21 protein-coding genes and 1 tRNA gene are annotated in these 19,725 nt (G+C 63.2%); 10 read left to right on the top strand and 12 right to left on the bottom strand.

Annotation, left to right across the window (positions count from 1 at the left end; all coding sequences use genetic code 11):
- Window positions 1-102: 102 nt before the first annotated feature.
- From IVB54_RS00090 to IVB54_RS00120, 7 genes are all read right to left on the bottom strand, one after another.
- On the bottom strand, window positions 103-1,551 hold the full coding sequence (locus tag IVB54_RS00090) for an ammonium transporter (protein WP_018459661.1): 1,449 nt from the start codon (window positions 1,549-1,551) through the stop codon (window positions 103-105).
- Between the two features lie 38 nt (window positions 1,552-1,589).
- Complete coding sequence (locus tag IVB54_RS00095) at window positions 1,590-1,928, bottom strand: P-II family nitrogen regulator (RefSeq protein ID WP_007598642.1); 339 nt, start codon at window positions 1,926-1,928, stop codon at window positions 1,590-1,592.
- Window positions 1,929-2,363: 435 nt separating this feature from the next.
- Window positions 2,364-2,966 (bottom strand): ATP-dependent Clp protease proteolytic subunit, encoded by a 603-nt coding sequence (locus IVB54_RS00100; protein WP_018459663.1) that lies wholly within the window; start codon window positions 2,964-2,966, stop codon window positions 2,364-2,366.
- 42 nt (window positions 2,967-3,008) lie between these two features.
- Window positions 3,009-3,383, bottom strand: coding sequence for an SRPBCC domain-containing protein (locus tag IVB54_RS00105; protein ID WP_018459664.1), 375 nt, complete (start codon window positions 3,381-3,383; stop codon window positions 3,009-3,011).
- Window positions 3,380-3,694 (bottom strand): metalloregulator ArsR/SmtB family transcription factor, encoded by a 315-nt coding sequence (locus IVB54_RS00110; RefSeq protein WP_018459665.1) that lies wholly within the window; start codon window positions 3,692-3,694, stop codon window positions 3,380-3,382. The genes IVB54_RS00105 and IVB54_RS00110 overlap by 4 nt, the downstream gene beginning before the upstream one ends.
- A gap of 41 nt (window positions 3,695-3,735) precedes the next feature.
- Window positions 3,736-5,037 (bottom strand): ammonium transporter, encoded by a 1,302-nt coding sequence (locus tag IVB54_RS00115; RefSeq protein ID WP_247777019.1) that lies wholly within the window; start codon window positions 5,035-5,037, stop codon window positions 3,736-3,738.
- A gap of 125 nt (window positions 5,038-5,162) precedes the next feature.
- The gene (locus IVB54_RS00120; RefSeq protein WP_007598647.1) at window positions 5,163-5,501 is read right to left on the bottom strand and encodes a P-II family nitrogen regulator; all 339 of its coding nucleotides are present in this window, start codon (window positions 5,499-5,501) and stop codon (window positions 5,163-5,165) included.
- Between the two features lie 238 nt (window positions 5,502-5,739).
- On the opposite strand from IVB54_RS00120, the gene IVB54_RS00125 reads away from it, so the two are divergent.
- On the top strand, window positions 5,740-6,630 hold the full coding sequence (locus IVB54_RS00125; protein ID WP_018459667.1) for a DUF4339 domain-containing protein: 891 nt from the start codon (window positions 5,740-5,742) through the stop codon (window positions 6,628-6,630).
- Between the two features lie 40 nt (window positions 6,631-6,670).
- On the opposite strand, the gene tesB is transcribed toward IVB54_RS00125, so the two are convergent.
- Window positions 6,671-7,534 (bottom strand): acyl-CoA thioesterase II, encoded by an 864-nt coding sequence (gene tesB, locus IVB54_RS00130; RefSeq protein ID WP_018459668.1) that lies wholly within the window; start codon window positions 7,532-7,534, stop codon window positions 6,671-6,673.
- A gap of 139 nt (window positions 7,535-7,673) precedes the next feature.
- On the opposite strand from tesB, the gene IVB54_RS00135 reads away from it, so the two are divergent.
- On the top strand, window positions 7,674-8,894 hold the full coding sequence (locus tag IVB54_RS00135; RefSeq protein ID WP_018459669.1) for a ubiquinone biosynthesis hydroxylase: 1,221 nt from the start codon (window positions 7,674-7,676) through the stop codon (window positions 8,892-8,894).
- A 118-nt stretch (window positions 8,895-9,012) separates the two neighbouring features.
- Here the strand turns inward: IVB54_RS00135 and IVB54_RS00140 are convergent, their stop codons facing one another.
- Complete coding sequence (locus IVB54_RS00140) at window positions 9,013-9,210, bottom strand: Trm112 family protein (protein ID WP_018459670.1); 198 nt, start codon at window positions 9,208-9,210, stop codon at window positions 9,013-9,015.
- 61 nt (window positions 9,211-9,271) lie between these two features.
- Window positions 9,272-9,802 (bottom strand): TetR/AcrR family transcriptional regulator, encoded by a 531-nt coding sequence (locus IVB54_RS00145; protein ID WP_018459671.1) that lies wholly within the window; start codon window positions 9,800-9,802, stop codon window positions 9,272-9,274.
- Window positions 9,803-9,908: 106 nt separating this feature from the next.
- Here IVB54_RS00145 and IVB54_RS00150 point away from each other — a divergent pair, with 106 nt between their 5' ends.
- The 4 genes from IVB54_RS00150 (at window position 9,909) to IVB54_RS00165 (ending at window position 14,193) form a co-directional block, all read left to right on the top strand.
- Complete coding sequence (locus IVB54_RS00150) at window positions 9,909-10,259, top strand: hypothetical protein (RefSeq protein ID WP_018459672.1); 351 nt, start codon at window positions 9,909-9,911, stop codon at window positions 10,257-10,259.
- Window positions 10,260-10,480: 221 nt separating this feature from the next.
- Window positions 10,481-10,759: a PepSY domain-containing protein gene (locus IVB54_RS00155; RefSeq protein WP_007598654.1), complete on the top strand. Its 279-nt coding sequence runs from the start codon at window positions 10,481-10,483 to the stop codon at window positions 10,757-10,759.
- Window positions 10,760-10,806: 47 nt separating this feature from the next.
- The gene (locus tag IVB54_RS00160; RefSeq protein WP_018459674.1) at window positions 10,807-11,400 is read left to right on the top strand and encodes a cytochrome b/b6 domain-containing protein; all 594 of its coding nucleotides are present in this window, start codon (window positions 10,807-10,809) and stop codon (window positions 11,398-11,400) included.
- Window positions 11,401-11,691: 291 nt separating this feature from the next.
- The gene (locus IVB54_RS00165) at window positions 11,692-14,193 is read left to right on the top strand and encodes an EAL domain-containing protein (RefSeq protein ID WP_018459675.1); all 2,502 of its coding nucleotides are present in this window, start codon (window positions 11,692-11,694) and stop codon (window positions 14,191-14,193) included.
- Window positions 14,194-14,205: 12 nt separating this feature from the next.
- Here IVB54_RS00165 and IVB54_RS00170 read toward each other — a convergent pair whose 3' ends face one another.
- Window positions 14,206-14,883 carry an LON peptidase substrate-binding domain-containing protein gene (locus IVB54_RS00170; RefSeq protein ID WP_018459676.1) on the bottom strand — a complete coding sequence of 226 codons (678 nt, stop codon included), beginning with the start codon at window positions 14,881-14,883 and terminating at the stop codon, window positions 14,206-14,208.
- A 31-nt stretch (window positions 14,884-14,914) separates the two neighbouring features.
- Entirely contained in the window at window positions 14,915-15,838 is a 924-nt protein-coding gene (trxA, locus tag IVB54_RS00175) for a thioredoxin (protein ID WP_007598659.1), read from the bottom strand.
- Window positions 15,839-16,114: 276 nt separating this feature from the next.
- Here trxA and IVB54_RS00180 point away from each other — a divergent pair.
- The 4 genes from IVB54_RS00180 to IVB54_RS00195 all read left to right on the top strand — a co-directional run bounded on the left by IVB54_RS00180 (window position 16,115) and on the right by IVB54_RS00195 (window position 19,720).
- Window positions 16,115-16,189: transfer RNA gene (locus tag IVB54_RS00180), tRNA-Gly, on the top strand.
- 75 nt (window positions 16,190-16,264) lie between these two features.
- Window positions 16,265-17,251 (top strand): NAD(P)-dependent oxidoreductase, encoded by a 987-nt coding sequence (locus tag IVB54_RS00185; RefSeq protein WP_018459677.1) that lies wholly within the window; start codon window positions 16,265-16,267, stop codon window positions 17,249-17,251.
- A gap of 378 nt (window positions 17,252-17,629) precedes the next feature.
- On the top strand, window positions 17,630-18,910 hold the full coding sequence (locus IVB54_RS00190; protein WP_085349220.1) for a PQQ-dependent sugar dehydrogenase: 1,281 nt from the start codon (window positions 17,630-17,632) through the stop codon (window positions 18,908-18,910).
- Between the two features lie 216 nt (window positions 18,911-19,126).
- Window positions 19,127-19,720: a c-type cytochrome gene (locus IVB54_RS00195; RefSeq protein ID WP_018459679.1), complete on the top strand. Its 594-nt coding sequence runs from the start codon at window positions 19,127-19,129 to the stop codon at window positions 19,718-19,720.
- Window positions 19,721-19,725 lie beyond the last annotated feature (5 nt).

Here is a 19,725-nt window from a genome sequence, read left to right on the forward strand (position 1 = left end):
AACTTGCGCTGGAGCCCCTCAACGGTCGGGACATTGCCGGGTATGTGCCCCAAACCGTAGTTGTGAGCGCGACCTCCGAGGAGGCCGCGCCCGGGAGGAGACTTACATGTTGTAGGCGCGCTCTGTGTGCTCGGTGATGTCGAGGCCTTCACGCTCGCTCTCGACATTGGCGCGGAGGCCAACGATCACATCGACGACCTTGTAGAGAATCGCCGAACCGATGCCCGACCACACCAGCGTGGTGCCGACGCCCCAGACCTGGGAGATCATCTGCGCCGCGAAGTCGTAATCGGCAACCTTCGGCGGGATCGCGGTGTAGTCGATGATGCCCGCACCACCCAGCGCCGGATTGACGAGGATGCCGGTGCCGAGGGCGCCGATGATGCCGCCGACGCAGTGCACGCCGAACACATCGAGGGAGTCGTCGTAGCCGAGCGCGTTCTTCACGACGGTGCAGAAGAACAGGCAGACCACGCCGACCACGAGGCCGAGGACGATCGCACCCATCACGCCGGAGAAGCCGGCGGCAGGCGTGACGGCCACGAGGCCCGCGACAGCGCCGGAGATGACGCCGAGCACCGACGGGTGACCCTTGATGATCCACTCCGCGAACATCCACGACAGCGCGGCGGCTGCGGTGGCGACGAAGGAGTTGGTCATGGCGAGGGCTGCGCCGCCGTTGGCTTCGAGGTTGGAGCCGGCGTTGAAGCCGAACCAGCCGACCCAGAGCAGCGAGGCGCCGATCATCGACATCGTCAGCGAGTGCGGAGCCATCAGCTCCTTGCCGTAGCCGACGCGCTTGCCGATCAGCAGGGCGCCGACGAGGCCTGCGATGCCGGCGTTGATGTGCACCACGGTGCCGCCCGCAAAGTCGATCGCGCCCTTCTTGAAGATCCAGCCTGCGTCGGCGTTGATCTCATCGAGCTTGGCCTGCGCTGCGGTCTTCGCCGCGCCATCAGCCGCAGCAGCCAGAGCCTTGGCTGCGTCCTGGATCATGTCCGGGCCGGGCCAGTACCAGACCATGTGCGCGATCGGGAAGTAGATCAGCGTGACCCAGAGCGGGACGAAGAGCGCGAGCGCCGCGAACTTCATGCGTTCGGCGAAGGCGCCGACGATGAGGGCGGGCGTGATCGCCGCGAAGGTCATCTGGAAGCACATATAGATGAGCTCCGAGATGTTGGCGTCGACCGAGAAGGTCGCGGCCTTCGAGTCGGTGGTGACGCCCATCATGAAGGCCTTGGAGAAGCCGCCGATGAAGTCGGAACCGCCGGTGAAGGTGAGGCTGTAGCCGTACACGGCCCAGATCACGGTGACGACGCAGACGGTGTAGAACACCTGCATCAGGACGGAGAGCATGTTCTTGGAACGGACGAGGCCGCCGTAGAACAGCGCGAGGCCGGGGATCGTCATCAACAGCACGAGCACTGTCGATGTCAGCATCCAGGCGTTGTCTCCCTTGTTGACCGTTGGCTCGGCGTAGGCTGCGGTCGCAGCGAACAGGCCGACTGCGAGAGCCGCCAATCCCGCGCCATAGGGACGCTTAAACGTCATTTCATTTACTCCTGATTGAATTTTGATTGAGCGCGAAATCAAAGGGCCGCAGCATCGGCCTCGCCGGTGCGGATGCGAACCGCATGGTCGAGATTGATGACGAAGATCTTGCCGTCGCCGATCTGTCCGGTTTTCGCGGCGGTCGTGATGGCGTCGATGGTCTTGTCGACCTGGTCGGAGGCGACAGCGACCTCGATCTTGATCTTGGGCAGGAAGCTCACGGCATATTCGGCGCCGCGATAGATTTCCGTATGGCCCTTCTGGCGGCCATATCCCTTGACTTCCGTCACCGTGAGACCGTGAACGCCGATGGCGGTCAGGGCGTCACGGACTTCTTCCAGCTTGAATGGCTTAATAATCGCCATAACAATTTTCATGGGTCCTATCCCCGCTTGGGCCCGGTCCGGACGTGGCCGGGCGCTTCTCGACTGGTTCGCCACGAGGGAGAAAGTTCACTACGCGGGCACAGCCAGGACCCTTAGAATCAAATGCCGTGCCAGATCGGGCGTGTTGCCTAACGGACTATGAAAACGGGTGTTTTCGCGTTTGACGCGTGGTGCCGTGCAGTGCGCCATTACGCCGCGCTCAATACCTGACCATGCCTGATTAAAATACAGGCACGACAGGCTGTCGACACATTGGTGCTCACACGTAGGGCAGCAGAAAGGTATTTCCGTAAGGCGCGCGCCTATTGCAGGGCTTGTCGTGCCGCGAAATATCGGGCCCGTCGCACTTGTGCTCACGGAATGCGCGCAACCGGCCAACCTGCTTGAGCGGGCGAGGCTTGCCGGACGGGTCCCCGGCAGGGACCGTCAGGCGGCGCTGCGTTCCGCGAAGACCCGGTCGATCAGGCCCCAGTCGACCGCCTGCTGCGCGGTCATGAAATGGTCGCGGTCCAAGGTCCGTTCCACGTCCGGTTCGGGGCGCCCGCAATGCTGGGCATAGAGCCGGATGATGCGCCGCTTGGTTTCCTGCATTTCGGTGGCGTGGATCAGGATGTCGGACGCCTGGCCCTGAAAGCCGCCGAGCGGCTGATGCACGTGAAGGCTCGCATTGGGCAGGGCGGCGCGGTGACCGGGCTCGCCGGCCATCAGCAGAAACGAGCCCATCGAGCGCGCGGTGCCCATGCACAGCGTATGCACCGGCGCCTTGATGAATTGCATGGTGTCGTACATCGCAAGGCCGCTGGTGACCACGCCGCCATAGGAATTGATGTAGAGATTGATCGGCTTGTTCGGATTCTCCGCCTCCAGAAACAGGAGCTGCGCGCAGACCAGTCCGGACATCGCATCATTGACCTCGCCATTGAGGAAGATGATGCGCTCGCGCAACAGGCGCGAATAGATGTCGAAGGATCGCTCGCCGCGGGCGGATTGTTCGACGACCATAGGGACGAGCTGAAGCATGTCGCGCATCGGCGACCTCCATTTTCTGCGGGTGATGAAGTGGTGTTGGTGTCAGGCGGCCGCGCGCATCAGGCAGCCATTGCTGTTGGCCGGCTGCGGCAGCTTCATACGGATCTCGCAGGCTTGCTGGATGATGCGAAAGCGGGTGCCGCCATCCTCGTTCGGCTCGATCCGGAAGATGACATGGCTTTCGCGAAACGGCGGTTCGGAATCGCGCAGCCGGTAGCGCACCTCCTGGCCCGGGATCGCTGATTCCGGCTCGGCGCCCGCAAGATCGCAATCCGGCAACCAGCGCTCGCGCAAAGCCGGAATGGTCACCGCGCGCCAGACCTTGGCCGGCGGCGCATCGAATTCATATTCGAGCACCAGGTCTGTTTTGAGCGCCAAGTCTGCGTCGGAGGGATCAGGCTTCACGGCGTCGCTCATTGATCCATCTCCTTCAAGAGATCGGCGAGGGCATCCATGCGTTTCGGCCAATAGGCGCGGTAGCGCGCAAGCCAGGCCCCGATCGCGGAGATTCCTTCGGGATCGACTTCGTAATTCACAAAGCGGCCCTGCCGCTGTTCGCGCACCAGGCCCGCGCCGCGCAGCACCGCGAGATGCTGCGACATCGCCGGTTGGCTGATCTCCAATCCGTCGCGCAAGGCGCTGGCATTCAGGCTTCCGCCGGCAAGCTTCTCAAAGACCTTGCGGCGGGTCGGGTCGGCCAGCGCTTTGAAGATGTCGGCTTCGATCATGGCGACACATAAGCATACGCTTATGTGTTGCGCAAGCCCAATTACTGCAGCGCCTCGCCGTGCTGCGAAATATCCAGCCCCTCGAGTTCGTGCTCGCGGGAGACCCGCAACGGCACGAACAGACCGACCAGCTTGAGCAGGACGAAGCTCATGCCTGCCGACCAGACGAAGGTGACGGCGACCCCGTAGAGCTGGATAAGAAGCTGCTGCGAATGGCCTTCGAGCAGGCCGGCGGTGCCGCCGATCGCGCTCGTTGCGAACACGCCGGCCAGCAGGGTCCCGGTCATCCCGCCGATGCCGTGGACGCCGAACACGTCGAGCGAATCGTCATAGTCGAAGCGGTGCTTCAGCCAGGTGCAGGCCCAGTAGCAGACGAGGCCTGCGATCACGCCGATGACGATGCCGTGCCAGGGCGCCACGAATCCCGAGGCCGGCGTGATGGTGCCGAGGCCGGCCACCGCGCCGGAGATCATGCCGAGCACGGACGGCTTGCGCCGCGTCGACCATTCGATCGCGCCCCAGGTCAGCGCGCCGGAGCAGGCTGCGAGATGGGTCGCGATGATCGCCATCACCGCGCGAGAATTGGCTGCGCCCGCCGAGCCGCCGTTGAAGCCGAACCAGCCGACCCACAACAGGCCGGTGCCCATCACCGCGAGCGACAGATCGAATGGCGAGAGATTTTCCGTGCCGTAGCCATGACGGCGTCCCATCACCTTCGCCGCGACGAGGCCGGCGGTGCCGGCCGACAGATGCACCACGAGGCCGCCGGCGAAATCCAGCACGCCCATTCCGGCGAGGAAGCCGCCGCCCCACACCCAATGCGCGAGTGGAATGTAGACGAAGATGAACCAGGCCACGGAAAAGAGGAGATAAGCGGAGAACCGCATCCGGTCGGCCACCGCGCCCGCGACCAGCGCCACCGTGATGATCGCAAACGTCATCTGGTACAGCATGAACAGCGCTTCCGGGATCGTCTTCGCCGCCGGGTTGACGCTGTCCATGGTCATACCGGAGAGAAACCAGCGGTCGAGCGTGCCGATCCACGGGCCGTCGCCGACGAAGCACAACGAATAGCCGAACGCGACCCAGAGAATGGAGATGATCGTCACTGCGGCGAGGCTCTGCGCCATGGTGGCGAGGACGTTCTTCTTGCGCACCATGCCGGAATAGAACAGCGCGAGCCCCGGGATCGTCATCATCAGCACCAGCGCGGTGGCGACGATCATCCAGGCGGTGTCGGCAGTGTTGATCTCGGAGCCCGCGGCACGCGCCGGCGAAGCCATGATCGACCCAAGCCCGATCGGCGCGGCGATAGCAGCCGCGCGGCGCAACAATCCCGCCATGTCGTTTCCCCCAGCTATTGATTGTGTCGCACGCCGTGGCGCCGTTGCCCGGTGCGATCGAAGAAGAGCGTTGTCGAGCGAAGCGGTTACCGGTTCGCGAAAAGAAAACGCGTCAAAGCAAAAATCTAGAGCGCGTCGCTGTCGGTCTCGCCGGTGCGAATGCGGGTCGCGTGATCGATCGGCGTGACGAAGATCTTGCCGTCGCCGATCTGGCCGGTGCGCGCGGTCGCGGTGATGACCGCGACGGCCTTCTCGGCGATATCGGAGGCAACCGCGATCTCGATCCGCAGCTTCGGCAGGAAATTCACGACATATTCGGCGCCGCGATAGATCTCGGTGTGGCCCTTTTGGCGGCCATAGCCCTTCACTTCGGTCACGGTCATGCCGTGGACGCCGATCGCCGTCAGGGCCTGACGGACCTCATCGAGCTTGAAGGGTTTGATGATCGCGACGACGAGTTTCATGGTCAGGCCTATTCCCCGGGATGCGCCGCGCCGTATGTCCCCGGCGCAGCGTCAATCTGGCATCTTTCCGGGCAAATGGCATAAAAAACTTGCAGATTGAAGCGGAAAATCGTTGGGCCATGTGAACGGCCGCCTCTGTACAGGGCAGCCGTTCATCCTCCACAATGCGTTTTTGGCATGGATGCGATGAACCCAAGCGTCGCGGCCGGTACAAAACTATGTTCGAGGGGGACGCTTCATGGCGAGTTGGTTCTACGCATCCGAGGGCAAGCAGCAGGGGCCCTATCCGGAAGGGCAATTCCGTGACCTCGTCGCCCAGGGAGTCGTGCGTCCGGATACGCTGGTGTGGTCGGACGGCATGGCCGGCTGGCAGAAGGCGGCCGAAATCCCCGGCCTGATCGGCGGGGGCGGTGCGCCCCCGATGATGCCGGCTGGCGGCCCGCCGATGATGGGCTCCGGGGGCTACGGCGGCGGTGGCGCCGGAGGATCGCTGGCGGTCGATTTCGGCATCCTCGAGTTCACCTGGCGCAGCATCGTGATGCTGATCGGCATGTGCTTCATCATCCCGGTGCCGTGGGTGTTCGTCTGGTACACGAAATGGATCGTGTCCTGCGTGAAGGTCCCCGGGCGGCCCAATCTCAGCTTCACCGGCAATGCGATGGCGCTGGTGCCCTGGTATTTCGGCTTCATCGTTCTGGCGGTCGTGATCGGCTACATCGGCGTTCCCTTGCTGAGCAATTTGCTGTTCATCGCCCAGCTCGTTCTGTACTGGCTCCTGATCAAATGGATGGTCGCGAATCTCGCCTCCAATGGGCAGCCGCTCGGCCTGAGCTTCACCGGCACGGTTTGGGCCTATGTCGGCTGGAGCCTGCTGTTCGCGATTTCCATCATCACCATCATCGGCTGGGCCTGGGTCGCCGCGGCTCAGATGCGCTGGTTCTGCCGCAGCATCGAAGGCACGCGGCGCGAGATCGTGTTCAACGGCAGCGGTCTCGGGATTCTCTGGCGGGGCATCGTGGCCGCATTCCTGTGCGGCTTCATCATCCCGATCCCGTGGGTCTATCGCTGGATCATGAACTGGTTCGCGTCGGAGACGGTTCTGGCTCCGCGGGGATCGCTCCGGGCCTGACCTCGAAAGGCACAAGCGCGATCGATCGTGCTTGTGCCTCTTAGGCTCTCCGTTCGCGCACCGAGCCTTCCTGCGCGACGGAGGCCACCAGCGTGCCGTCAGGCTTGAAGATCGAGCCGCGGGTCAAGCCGCGGCCGCTTCGCGCGCTCGGCGAATCCTGTGCGTAGAGCAGCCATTCGTCGGCGCGGAACGGGCGGTGAAACCACATCGCGTGGTCGAGGCTCGCGGGCATCATGCGCTTGTCGAACAGGGTGCGGCCGTAGCGCGCCATAATCGCATCGAGCAGCGAGAAGTCCGACGCATAGGCCAGCGCGCACATGTGCAGCGCCGGATCGTCCGGCAGCGTTGCCGCGGTCTTGATCCAGACATGGATGCGGCCGTCCTCGATCCTCTCACCGAAATAACGGCCGAGCTCGACCGGGCGCAGCTCGATCGGACGGTCGGATTCATAATAGCGGCGGATGAACTCCGGCATCTCCTTGAACATCGGCTGCTTCGCGACTTCCTCCGCCGTCAGCTTTTCCGGCGGCGGCACGTCGGGCATCTTGTCCTGATGATCGAACGCGCTCTCTTCCTCCGCGTGGAACGACACCATGATCGAGAAGATCGCGTTGCCATGCTGGATCGCGGTGACGCGTCGCGTCGAGTAGCTCTTGCCGTCGCGCAGGCGCTCGACCTGATAGATGATCGGGATCTGCGGATCGCCCGGCAGGATGAAATAGCAATGCAGCGAATGCGGCAGCCTGCCCTCGACGGTGCGGCACGCTGCAACCATCGCCTGTCCGATCACCTGGCCGCCGAACACCCGCTGCCAGCTGGTCTTCGGACTGTTGCCGCGGAACAGATTCACCTCGAGTTGTTCGAGGTCGAGGATCGAGATGAGGTCGATCAGGCTCTTGGACATGGATTTCAGCTTTCGCCTTGCCGCCCCGGGGTTCGCTGCTCCGGATCGACACAATGGGGGCTATCCGCCCTTGTTTCACCGCACTGTTTCGCCCACCTCAAGTCTGCTAGCAAGGCCAGGATTTAGCCGGGAATTGGGTATGTCGGTACAGGGTAGCATTGTCATCGGTGGCGGCGCGTTTGCGGGCCTGGCGCTGGCCCTGGCGCTGCGCCAGGGGCTCGGCCCCGAGATCCCCGTCATCGTCGCCGACCCCGCGCTCTCCACACGTCCGAGCCGGGACCCGCGCGCGACCGCGATCGTGGCCGCCTGCCGCCGCCTGTTCGAGGCGATCGGCGCCTGGGACGACGTCAGGGGCGAGGCGCAGCCGATCCTCGACATGATTGTCACCGATTCCAAGCTGGAAGACGCCACCCGTCCGGCGTTCCTCAACTTTGCCGGCGACGTCGCGCCGGGTGAGCCCTTCGCGCATATGGTCGAGAACCGCCGCCTCATTGATGCGCTGGTGGTGCGCGCCGAGGCCGAGGGCATCGATCTCCGCGCGACCACAGTGTCGTCTTACGACGCGCGGGCCGAAGGTATCGACGTGACGCTCGGTGATGGCAGCGTGATTGCAGCGAGCCTCCTGGTTGCGGCCGACGGTGCGAAGTCGAAACTGCGCGAGCGCGCCGGCATCGCCACCCACGGCTGGGAATATGATCAATCCGGCATCGTCGTCACTGTCGGCCATGAGCGCGATCACGAAGGCCGCGCCGAAGAGCATTTTCTGCCGGCGGGTCCGTTTGCTATCCTGCCGCTTTCGGGCAAGCGCTCCTCGCTGGTATGGACCGAGCGCCGCAGCGAAGCCGCGCGTATCGTTGCGTTGAGCGATGGGGAATTTCACGGCGAGCTCGAGCAGCGCTTCGGCCTGCATCTCGGCGAGGTGAAGGCGCTCGACAAGCCGCGCGCGTTTCCGCTGTCCTATTTCGTCGCACGCTCCTTCATTGCCCAGCGCCTCGCGCTGGTCGGCGATTCCGCCCACGTCATCCACCCAATCGCGGGCCAGGGTCTCAACATGGGGCTGAAGGACGTCGCCGCGCTGGCCGAGGTCGTGGTCGATGCCGCGCGGCTCGGCATGGATATCGGCGGCGTCGACGTGCTCGAACGTTATCAGCGCTGGCGCCGCTTCGACACCATGGCCATGGGCGTTGCCACCAACTCGCTGAACTTCCTGTTCTCCAACCAGTCCACCTTGCTGCGCACCGTCCGCGACATCGGCCTCGGCCTCGTCGATCGCGCCCCGCCGCTGAAGAATCTTTTTATCCGCCAAGCCGCGGGTTTGACCGGTGAGATACCGCGGCTGTTGAAGGGCGAGGCGCTGTAGGATTTTCGGTAGCCCGGATGGAGCGCAGCGTATTCCGGGGCCGCTGCGTCATACGAGGAACCCCGGATTTCGCTGCGCTCCATCCGGGCTACAAGTCTCTCATCGGGCCACAAGTCCCTCAATCGATCTTGCGGGCCTCTTCCGGCAGCATGATCGGGATGCCATCGCGGATCGGATAGGCGAGCTTGGCGCTGCGCGAAATCAGCTCCTGCTTTGCAGCATCGAACTCCAGCGGACCCTTGGTCAGCGGGCAGACCAGAATCTCCAGCAATTTGGGATCGACGCTGGCTTCGGGGCGTTCGGTGGGCGCGTTCATGGGGGTCTCCGACGGTCGGTTGCCTCTAGCATAAAAAATCGTAGCAGCCCATCGCGTCGCCTCAAGCGGCAACCATCCGCAGAATCTCGTCGAGCAGGCCCTCAAGCCGCGCGGCCGGCGCTGGCGGGCCCGACAGGGCGAAGCCGAGAAACGTCCAGTACAGGATTTGCGCGCGGGCTCGCGCTGTCGCCGCCTCGAACCCGCGCTTCCTCAGCAGCTCCTCGATATAGTCGAGCCTGCGCCGGTCGATGGCACGCACCGCCGTTTGTGCCGCCGCATCGAAGGCCGCCCAGTTCCGCACCGCGCGCTCGAGGTCGAGCCGCGCGCCAAAAGTCCTGCGCAGCAGCGCTTTCAGCGGCTCGTCGCTGTCCGCCTCGACATCGGCGATGATCTGCTCGGCCGCGATCTCGCGCCAGCGCTTCAAGAGAGCAGCATGGAATGCGCCGAGATCGGCGAAATGCCAATAGAAGCTGCCGCGCGAGACCCCCATGGCTTTTGCCAGCGGATCGGCCTTCAGCGCGGTGAAGCCGTCTCGCGCGAGCGCCTTCAGTCCCTGTTTGATCCAGTCGTCGGCGGTCAGCTGTTCGGCCATGTCGGGTTCCGGATGCAAACATACACTAGTGTATTGACAGCCGGCAGGCCAGCGCCTATCCCACCATACATAACTGTATGGACCATATTTGCAGGGAGCTTTGACGATGCGTGATCTCTTGCTCCAGTGCGCCGGGGTCTTGACCATTGCCGTGGCCCTCATTCATGGCATTCTCGGCGAGACCAAGGTCTTTGCCCGCGCCCGCATCGAGCCGGAGCGGCTCCGCACCCTGATCCGCCTGGTCTGGCAGGCCTCGACCGTCGCCTGGATCGGCGGCGGTGTGCTCCTGATCGCGGCGCCCTGGATGCAATCGGAGCCAGCGCGTCACTGGATCGTCGTCACCATGGCCGGTGTGTTCGGCTTCTCCGCTCTCGCCAACGCATGGGCCACAAGCGGCCGGCATTTTGGATGGATGGCGCTCACCGCCGTCGTCGTCATGGCGGTTGCTGGCTACTGAGCTTGCGCGTCGGGATCAGCCTGCTGTCAAACCGTGAGACGTAAGGCCGCAGTGTCGTCTCAAATGCGCGCTGCATACGGAGAGCGCTGAACTTTTTCGGATCGTTAGAATAACTCTAAAGCGAACTGGCCGCGAACCGCATTGACTTCATCATGTGCTTTGCTTCCTTCGGTCCCGCTTCGCCTGCCGGCGCAGCGCCCACGACAGAAGAGGAGACGTTCGTGAAGGTTATTCGTGTTGTTGCCGTTGCATTGACGATCGGGATTGGCATGGGATCGGCAGCCTTGGCCGATGGTTTCAAGGACTGCACCAAGCTCGACAAGGCGTCGTGGAAGCCGGCGAGCGACGCCGAAGCCAAGGCCAAGGCGCTCGGCTACGAGGTGCGGCGCTCCAAGATCGAAGGCTCGTGCTACGAGGTCTACGGCGTCAAGGAAGGCAAGCTTTACGAGCTGTTCTACAGCCCAGAAGATCTCAGCCTGAAGCACACGATTGCGAAGTAGACCGCGCGAAGTGTCTGCGCAATGCTACGCCTGAGGGTGGTCCTCGCTTGATCGAAGAAACGGTGCCGCACGCTCGCGGGGGGTCCGACCGGACCCCCGCGGATCGAACCGCCGCGCGGACAGTCGCGGTCTGGGACCTCCCGCTGCGGCTCTGGCACTGGGCGCTCGCGGCTTGCGTTCTGGCCGCGTGGTTCACGCCGACCGTCTATGACCGACTTCACCGCATCGTCGGTTATGCCGTACTCGGCCTTCTTGCGTTCCGTCTGGTCTGGGGTTTTTGGGGAAGCCGCTATTCGCGCTTTCGCATGGTCGGCGTCAGGCTTCGGGCCGCGCCGGGTTATCTCTGGAATCTGCGCCGCGGCATCACCGGCCGCTATATCGGTCTCAATCCAGCCGGCACGTTGATGCTGGTGGCGCTGCTGGTCTCGCTGGCGGTCTCGACGATCACGGGCGCGATGTCGGTGACCGTGACCTTTTTCGGTGTCTGGTGGGTCGAGGACACTCACCATTATTCATCCGACGCGGTCATCGTCCTGATCGTGCTGCACGTCTTGGGCGTGCTGATGATGGGGCGTCTTCAGCGCGAGAATCTGATCAGCGCGATGATCACTGGACGTAAGCGCATCCGTCATCACCTCTAGAGCACTATTGGTTCTGATTGTGTCAGAACCGAAGCTTCGGTTCGGCGCGTCTCCTCCCCCGCCAATTGGTGTCGCCTTCCTCCGCTCCAGGCCTCGCTGCCGGTTCCAGAGTGCTCTCGGTTGGCTCTACGACCGGTGGCGCGCATTGTCCTGCGCGGGCGCCCGCCAGATTTCAAATTGCACTGACCACGTTAAGCAACCAATAAGCATGCAATCAGGCGTTGCACAAAATTAACGCGAAGGCGGATTAGCACGGACACTATCGGCAATATCCACGATGGAGCGGCTGGGATGTTTCGGGTTTTCGCTTGCCTTGCCGTCGAGCACGATTGGCGGCTTGTCCTGCTCGCCGGTCTGGTCTGCTTGCTCGCGAGTAGCGTCGCGGTCAGTATCTTTCATCGTGCGATCGTGGCGCCCGCAAGAACGCGGTTGATCTGGATCGGGATTGCCGGCGCTGCCATCGGATATGGGATCTGGGCAACGCATTTCGTCGCGATGCTCGCCTACGAACCCGGCGTTACGACCGGTTACGGCATCGTACTGACGGCGCTTTCGCTTGCTACGGCAATGCTGTTGACGTCGGGCGGCTTCGGCATTGCGGCCGGCTATTCCGGCCGGTGGCGCGCCGCGGCAGGCGGTGTCGTCATTGGCGGCGGCATCGCCAGCATGCACTATCTCGGAATGTGGGCACTTGAAGTGCCGGGCCGCGTCACCTGGTCGCTGGATCTGGTGTTTGCCTCGGTCATTCTGGGCATGTGCCTCGGCTGTGCCGCCCTCGTTGTTGCAGTCAGGTACAAGAACTCCTGGGGCGCACTGTTGGCGGCAGTCCTGCTGACCCTTGCTATCGTCTCGCATCACTTCACGGCGATGGGTGCCGTGCAGATCGTTCCAGATCCGACGCGTTCAACCGACAGTCTGTCGCTTTCGCCGACTTTCCTCGCTCTCGCCATCGCCGGCGTGGCACTATCTGTACTTGGGATGAGCCTGATCGGCGTACTCGCCGACCGCCGCCTGGCAAGTAGAACCAGCAAATTCGAGGAGATCATCAGCCAGCTTTCGATCGCCCGGCAGCAGCTCGAAGGCTCGCAGAGAGAGTTGCAGGATCAGACGCTCAGGCTGGACACCGCGATCAACCACATGGTTGAGGGCCTTTGCATGTTTGACGCCAAGAAGCGGCTTGTCGTCTGCAACGAGCGCTACGCCCGACTCTATCGGCTGCCGCCGGAACTGCTGCGGACGGGGACGTCGCACACCGACATCATCAGGCATCGCATCGTGAACGGAATCCTCAAGGGCGATCTCAGCGAGGGGGCTGCCGAGCAATTCATCTCGAAGCTGGCCGCGCTGCCGTTCGATGCGGTCTCAAGCAGGATCGACGAGTTTGCCGACGGTCGGTTGATCTGCGTGACGCGGCAGCCAATGGCCGGTGGCGGATGGGTTGCCACACATCTCGATGTGACCGAGCAGCGCCGGTCTGAGGCCAAAATCACTCATATGGCGCAACATGACGCGTTGACCGATCTGCCCAACCGCGTGCTGCTCAGGGAGCGGATGGAGCATGCCATCGCAGTTACTCGCAACGGTGGCGTCGACTTGGCCGTGCTCATGCTCGACCTCGACCGCTTCAAGGAAGTCAACGACACGCTTGGACATCCGGCGGGGGATTCCCTGCTCCGCGCCGTCGCCGCGCGCCTGCGCGAATGCACCACCGAAACCGCGTTGATCGCTCGACTGGGCGGCGACGAGTTCGCAGTGATCGATTACGTCACCAATCCAGCCGTGGAGGCTGCCGGCCTGGCCGAGAGCATCGGAAGGGCGCTTTGCGAGCCCTTCGATCTCGGCGATCACCGGGTCACGGTCGGCACCAGCATCGGAATCGCCATCGCGCCGCGCGATGGCAGCGATTCCGACGTGATCATGAAGAGCGCGGATCTCGCCCTCTACTCCGCCAAAAGTGGCGGACGTGGCGCATACCGCTTCTTCGAGCCGGAACTCGACGAGCTCATGCACGCGCGACGCAACCTGGAGCACGATATGCGGGATGCCCTTGCCGATCGTCAGTTCGAGCTCCACTATCAGCCGTTCGTCAGCGCCGCTACCGGCGAGACCCGCGGCTTCGAGGCCCTGCTCCGCTGGCATCACCCACAGCGAGGACTGGTCACGCCGAGCGAATTCATCCCGCTTGCGGAGGAGACAGGCCTTATCGTGCCGCTGGGAGAATGGGTCTTGCGGACCGCCTGTGCGGAAGCCGCCAATTGGCCTGCGCATGTCAGGATCGCTATCAACCTATCTCCCGCTCAATTCAGGAGCAAGGAACTCGTTGCTGTCATTGTCGGCGCGCTGGCGAGTTCGGGAGTGGCGCCACACAGGCTCGAGCTCGAGGTCACCGAGACGGTGATCATGCACGATAGCGAGGCTGCTTTCGCGGTGCTCGGACAATTGCGCGAGCTTGGCGTGCGAGTTGCCCTGGACGATTTCGGCACCGGCTATTCGTCTCTGAGCTTTCTGCAGAGATTCCCGTTCGACAAAATCAAGATCGACCGCAGTTTCGTCAGCGAACTATCCAGCCCGAGCGCAGAGGCGCACCATCTTGCGCGGGCAGTGGTTCGTTTTGCTGTCAGCCTCGGCAAGATAACGACCGCCGAAGGCGTCGAAACGAAAGAGCAGCTGGACATCCTCCGTGAGGAAGGCTGCGTCGAAACACAAGGCTACTATTTCAGCCGGCCGATGCCTGCATCCAGCATCACCAGCATGCTGCGGCGAGGTGCCGAAGCGGCCTACCACGCTGCATGAGCATTCCTACCCTCACTGCAGCGGCGGATCGCCGCTGGTGCGCTTCTTCGCGAGGTCCATCTCGGTCACCGCGATCAAAATTTCGGCGCGGGTCTTCAGGTCGGGCGCTTCCAGCATCGCCTGCTTCTCGGCCACGCCATAGGGCGACATCATCGCCAGCGCGTTGACGAGTGCTTCGTTGGGAGCGGTCTCGACGCCCTCCCAGTCAACCTTGAGGTTGTTGGCCTTCAGAAAGTCCGCCAGCACCGTCAGCAGTGCTTCGCGATCGACCTCCTCCTCGCCCATGCGCGGCGTGAAGTCGTCGACGAAGGCAAAGAAATCCACCTTGCACTGCCGGTAGGCGGTGAGAACCTCAAGCTCCTCGACGACCTTGAAGCGCGAGACACCGGTGAGCTCGAGGATGTAGCGGCCGTCGCCGGATTCCGCGAGCTGGGTGATGCGGCCGACACAGCCGACACGGAACAGCGCCGGCTTGTCGGAATTCTTGGGCGAATGCGCGATGTCGGGCTGGATCATGCCGATCAAGCGATGGCCGTCGCGAAAGGCATCGTCGATCATCGCGAGGTAGCGCGGCTCGAAGATGTTGAGCGGCATCTGCCCGCGCGGCAGCAGCAGCGCGCCCGGCAGCGGAAACACCGGAAGGATCTCCGGAAGGTCGGCCGGCCCGCGATATTCGATGTTGATCGGCATCTGCCGGGTCCCCTGGCCTTGCCAGCGCGCGTCAGGAAAACAGGATGATCGACAAGCGCTTGCGTCCCTCGACGGTTGCATCGTCCGTGCCGCCCCAGGCCTCGAAGAACTGTACCAGCTGCTTGCGGGCGCCGTCGTCGTTCCATTTGCGGTCGCGCTTGACGATCGCGAGCAGCTGCTCGGTGGCCGCTGCCCGGTTGCCTTGCGCGTTGAGCGCGATCGCGAGGTCGAATCGGGCCTGATGATCGAGCGGGTTTGCGGCGACTTTCTGTTCCAGCTCGGCGACGGGCCCGAGCTGTTCCGCCTGCTCGGCCAGATCGATCGCGGTCTGCACGGCTTTCACAGCCGGGTCGTTGCGCTTGGATTCCGGGACCATGGCGAGCGTCTGCTTGGCCTGCTCCATCGCGCCGGAGACGGCGTAGCATTTCGCGAGCCCGGCGAGGGCCGCAATGTTGGTCGATTCGAGCTGCAACACCTCCGCGTAGATCTGGGCGGCCGCGGCGGCATCGCCCTCTGCGAGCACGGCCTCGGCTTCCTGGAGGATCTCCGCGATATTCGGCTCACCCGGCGCGGTCACGCCCTTGGTCAGCTTCTCGATGAAGGCGTTGAGCTGGCTCTCCGGGACCGCACCCATGAAGCCGTCGGCCGGCTGGCCGTTGACGAAGGCGATCACCGCCGGAATCGACTGGATGCCCATCTGGCCCGGGATCGCCGGGTGCTGGTCGATGTTCATCTTGACCAGCTTGACCTTGCCCTTGGCGGCCTTGACCGCTTTTTCCAGCAAGGGCGTGAGCTGCTTGCAGGGGCCACACCACTCCGCCCAGAAGTCGATCAGCACCGGCTGGCGCTTCGATTCCTCGATGACGTCCTTCACGAAGGTCTGGGTAGTCGTGTCCTTGATCAGATCGGCGGCAGCCGGGCCCGCTGCTCCGTTACCCTGGTCGATGATCGTCACGGGATCCCCTCGTCTGATGTCTGGAATTGGCGGGTCTTTAGCACGTCGCCAATTCATATGCTTCGCTGTTGGCCCTAAATTGGGCCGGGACGGCCGAATTTCAATCCGTGTGGGCCGATTCGCCGGTTCCGGAGCCTTTTTTGGGGCATTTGGCCGCGTTCGGGTCCATATCGGGCCTCCGATTGCGCATCTATGCCGCCGGTAGCTGTTGCATTCCCCTCCCGCTTTTGGCATACGACAGCCGTTGCCGGCGCAGTCATGCGACCGACACAGGATGCGGGTGTAGCTCAGTGGTAGAGCACGACCTTGCCAAGGTCGGGGTCGAGGGTTCGAGCCCCTTCGCCCGCTCCAATTTTCTCCCAAAGCATCCAGTGAGCCGGATGGGCACGTGGTTTTCCACGCCTCTGGCGGCCGTTTGGGTCTCGAATGACAATTCTGGTCACAGGCAGCGCGGGCCATCTCGGCGAGGGTCTTCTCCGCACGCTCCGCGGGCGCGATTCGTCTGTGCGTGGGATCGACCTGAAGCCATCGCCCTTCACCGATGCCGTGGGCTCGATCGTCGATTCCGACTTCGTCCGGGCCCAGATGGACGGCGTCACCGCGGTGATCCACACCGCGACCCTGCACAAGCCGCATGTGGCGACCCACAGCAAGCAAGACTTTGTCGACACCAACGTCACCGGCACGCTCAACCTGCTTGAAGCGGCCGTGGCCGCCGGCGTGCGCAGTTTTGTCTTCACCAGTACCACCAGCGCGTTTGGCTCGCAGCTTCGCCCCGAGGCGGGCCAAGCCGCGGTGTGGGTCACCGAGGACCTGCCGCCGATTCCGAAGAACATCTACGGCACGACCAAGCTGATGGCCGAAAATCTCTGCGAGCTGTTCTGTCGCGAGCGCGGCCTGCCTGTCGTGGTCTTGAGGACCTCGCGCTTCTTCCTGGAAGACGATGACGATCCGGCGATGCGGTCGGCTTACGCGCCGGAGAATGCGCAGGCCAACGAGCTGCTCTATCGCCGGCTGGATATCGCGGACGCGGTGAGCGCCCATCTGCTCGCCGCCGAGCGCGCGCCGGACATCGGGTTTGCCCGCTACATCCTGTCGGCCACGAGCCCGTTCGAGCAGCGCCATCTCGCCGCACTGGCGCGCGACGCGGCCGGTGTGGTGCACGAGCTCTGTCCGGATTGTGCGGAGCTCTATGCGGCGCGAGACTGGCGGCTGTTCCCCGCGATTGACCGCGTCTATGTCAACGAGCGCGCGCGGCACGAACTCGGCTGGCGGCCCGAATTCGACTTTGCGCATGTCCTGAAATGCCTTCGCGATGACCGCGATTTTCGCAGCACGCTGGCGCGCGATGTCGGGTCGAAAGGCTATCATGAGACGATTTTCGACGATGGTCCTTACCCCGTCGCCCCGTAGCCGCCACCTTTGCTAATTCGCTCGATTCGTCAGATGTCTACCCGGAGTCACCGGCAGCAAGATGGCCGGAGCCGTTCTACTTTGCATGGGGTTGTTTTCGCGTTTTTTTGTTCCAGACCTCCTGCTGCCTGCAAATTAGCCGCGCATGATCTCGATTCTGCGCTGCAGCGAGAGCGTTGTCGTCGCGGCATTCGCGATCATTGCCTTTCCGTCTCAATTTTTACTGAGCGCTATCGCAGCGCACGCGGCGCGCTTCTCACCGCTCGCAGATGTGCTAACCTTCTGCGTCTGTCCTCTCGACAGAGTCCGAACTTCGCCTCTCGATAGCAAATTAAAATAAATGTGCAGCCCTGATGGCTGCCTTAGGGGAGTGACGCGATGAAATTCCATCGATCCGTCTTTCAATCCGTCCTGGCGCTTGCAGCGGTTGCCCTTCTCGCGGGGACAAGCGTCGGTCACGCGCAGCAGCAGGACAAGAACAAGCCGCTGAAGAAATACGAATCCGGCACCAAGGAGTTCTGGACCCATCCGCCGGACGACTGGTTTCTCGGCGACGAGACCGAGGCGCAGAAGGGCCTGGCGCCGCCGTCGGGTCCGCCCACCGGCGCGTCCGACGCCGAGCTCGCCAATATCGTCAAGAAGGTCAAGCTGCCGCCGGGCTTCAAGATGGAGGTCTACGCCTCCGGCGTGCTGGCCGCGCGGCAGATGGCCTGGGGTGACAAGGGCACGCTGTTCGTCGGCTCATTCGGCCTCGGCAACGTCTATGCGATTAAGGACAACAACGGAAAGAAAGAGGTCAAGACGATCCTCAAGGGCCTGAACATGCCCACGGGTCTGGCCGTCAAGGACGGTGCCCTCTACGTCATCGCGGTCGACAAGCTGATCCGCTACGACGACATCGAAAACAAGCTCGACAATCCCGGCGAGGGCAAGGTCGTCTATGACGACATGCCGTCCTATGCCGCGCATGGCTGGAAATACATCGCGGTCGACAAGGAAGGCTGGTTCTACATTCCGTTCGGACCGCCCTTCAACATCGGCATTCCCCCGACCAGCGTGTCGCAGATCCGCCGGGTCGATCCCAAGACCGGCAATGCGGAAATCTATGCGCTCGGCGTTCGCAACTCGGTCGGGGGCGACGTCGATCCGCGCACCGGCAAGTTCTGGTTCACCGAGAATGCCCGCGACTGGATCAGCGACGATCTGCCCTCAGACAAGCTGAACATGATCAGCAAGATCGGCGAGCACTTCGGTTATCCCTACTGTCACCAGGGTGATCTGCCGGATACCAAGTTCGCGATGGGCCACAAATGCTCCGAGTTCACGCCGCCCGTGCTGAACCTCGGCGCTCACGTCGCTCCGCTGGGCATGAAGTTCTATACCGGCGACCAATTCCCGGCCGAGTACAAGAACAACATCTTGATCGCCGAGCACGGCTCCTGGAATCGTCACAAGTACCAGGGCGGCCGCATCATGCGCGTGATCGTCGGTCCCGACGGCAAGAACGCCAAGCAGGAGGTGTTCGCCTCCGGCTGGATCGAGGGCGACCAAGGCTATCTCGGCCGTCCCGACGACATCATTCTCGCCAAGGACGGCTCGATCCTGGTCGCCGACGACTGGGCCGGCGCGATCTACCGCATCAGCTACAGCAAGAAGTAGCGTAAGACGACGCGAGGCTGCGGTGCCGAGAGGGCGCCGCAGCCTTTCTCATTTCAATTTCGCACGCTGTCGTTTCCGATCGCGCACCGCTTGCGCGCAAGTCCGGAACCCTTGGCCACGAACGCGGGTTATCGAATTCTCAGATGCGTCATTGCGCATCATAGCTCGCGCTTCTTCGCCCCGGAATGACGCGTTCGATAGATCGGAATTCCAATCATGCGCCGGCAGTTCATCTCGCACGCAATCAGCGCGGTCGCGCTCCTCGCGCTCGGTTCTCTCCCCACGAGCGCCGCCGACAATGCCGCGATCAAGGAGAAGGCCGCCGTCTGCGCCGGCTGTCACGGCGAGAACGGCATCTCGCAGACCGAGAACATTCCTTCGCTCGCGGGCCAGCCCGATCAATTTCTGCAATGGCAGCTCGTGTTTTTCCGCGCCGGCTCGCGCAAGAACGACCAGATGCAACCCATCGCCGAGGAAATCACCAACGAGGACGTCCGCAATCTCGGCGCCTATTTCGCCGCGCTGACGCCGCCCACAGCGGCGGAGGACAAGGATCCGGACCTGTCGAAAAAGGGCGCCCAAGTTGCCGCCGGCCGCCGCTGCGCCTCATGTCATACGGATAGCTTTGCCGGCACCAAGGCCGTCGCGCGGCTGGCGGGCCAGCGCGAGGAATACCTGGTCAAGGCGCTGCACGACTACAAGAGCAGCCAGCGCGTCGGCGGCGGTGGCGCTGCGATGGCCGATGTCGCCTATCACATGAGCGATGAGGAAATCACCGCCGTCTCGCACTATCTCGCGTATTTCAAATAGCGGAA

Origin of the sequence: Bradyrhizobium sp. CW1, assembly GCF_023100665.1 — a bacterium.
Classification (GTDB): domain Bacteria; phylum Pseudomonadota; class Alphaproteobacteria; order Rhizobiales; family Xanthobacteraceae; genus Bradyrhizobium; species Bradyrhizobium canariense_D.

Coding starts and splice junctions, on each gene's coding strand:
- IVB54_RS00120 (WP_007598647.1), bottom strand. CDS start 5,501: ATGAAACTCGTCGTCGCGATCATCAAACCCTTCAAGCTCGATGAGGTC.
- IVB54_RS00190 (WP_085349220.1), top strand. CDS start 17,630: ATGAAATTCCATCGATCCGTCTTTCAATCCGTCCTGGCGCTTGCAGCG.
- IVB54_RS00090 (WP_018459661.1), bottom strand. CDS start 1,551: ATGACGTTTAAGCGTCCCTATGGCGCGGGATTGGCGGCTCTCGCAGTC.
- IVB54_RS00145 (WP_018459671.1), bottom strand. CDS start 9,802: ATGGCCGAACAGCTGACCGCCGACGACTGGATCAAACAGGGACTGAAG.
- IVB54_RS00135 (WP_018459669.1), top strand. CDS start 7,674: ATGTCGGTACAGGGTAGCATTGTCATCGGTGGCGGCGCGTTTGCGGGC.
- IVB54_RS00110 (WP_018459665.1), bottom strand. CDS start 3,694: ATGATCGAAGCCGACATCTTCAAAGCGCTGGCCGACCCGACCCGCCGC.
- IVB54_RS00095 (WP_007598642.1), bottom strand. CDS start 1,928: ATGAAAATTGTTATGGCGATTATTAAGCCATTCAAGCTGGAAGAAGTC.
- IVB54_RS00100 (WP_018459663.1), bottom strand. CDS start 2,966: ATGCGCGACATGCTTCAGCTCGTCCCTATGGTCGTCGAACAATCCGCC.
- IVB54_RS00125 (WP_018459667.1), top strand. CDS start 5,740: ATGGCGAGTTGGTTCTACGCATCCGAGGGCAAGCAGCAGGGGCCCTAT.
- IVB54_RS00170 (WP_018459676.1), bottom strand. CDS start 14,883: ATGCCGATCAACATCGAATATCGCGGGCCGGCCGACCTTCCGGAGATC.
- IVB54_RS00150 (WP_018459672.1), top strand. CDS start 9,909: ATGCGTGATCTCTTGCTCCAGTGCGCCGGGGTCTTGACCATTGCCGTG.
- IVB54_RS00195 (WP_018459679.1), top strand. CDS start 19,127: ATGCGCCGGCAGTTCATCTCGCACGCAATCAGCGCGGTCGCGCTCCTC.
- IVB54_RS00115 (WP_247777019.1), bottom strand. CDS start 5,037: ATGGCGGGATTGTTGCGCCGCGCGGCTGCTATCGCCGCGCCGATCGGG.
- IVB54_RS00105 (WP_018459664.1), bottom strand. CDS start 3,383: ATGAGCGACGCCGTGAAGCCTGATCCCTCCGACGCAGACTTGGCGCTC.
- IVB54_RS00185 (WP_018459677.1), top strand. CDS start 16,265: ATGACAATTCTGGTCACAGGCAGCGCGGGCCATCTCGGCGAGGGTCTT.
- IVB54_RS00165 (WP_018459675.1), top strand. CDS start 11,692: ATGTTTCGGGTTTTCGCTTGCCTTGCCGTCGAGCACGATTGGCGGCTT.
- IVB54_RS00140 (WP_018459670.1), bottom strand. CDS start 9,210: ATGAACGCGCCCACCGAACGCCCCGAAGCCAGCGTCGATCCCAAATTG.
- tesB (WP_018459668.1), bottom strand. CDS start 7,534: ATGTCCAAGAGCCTGATCGACCTCATCTCGATCCTCGACCTCGAACAA.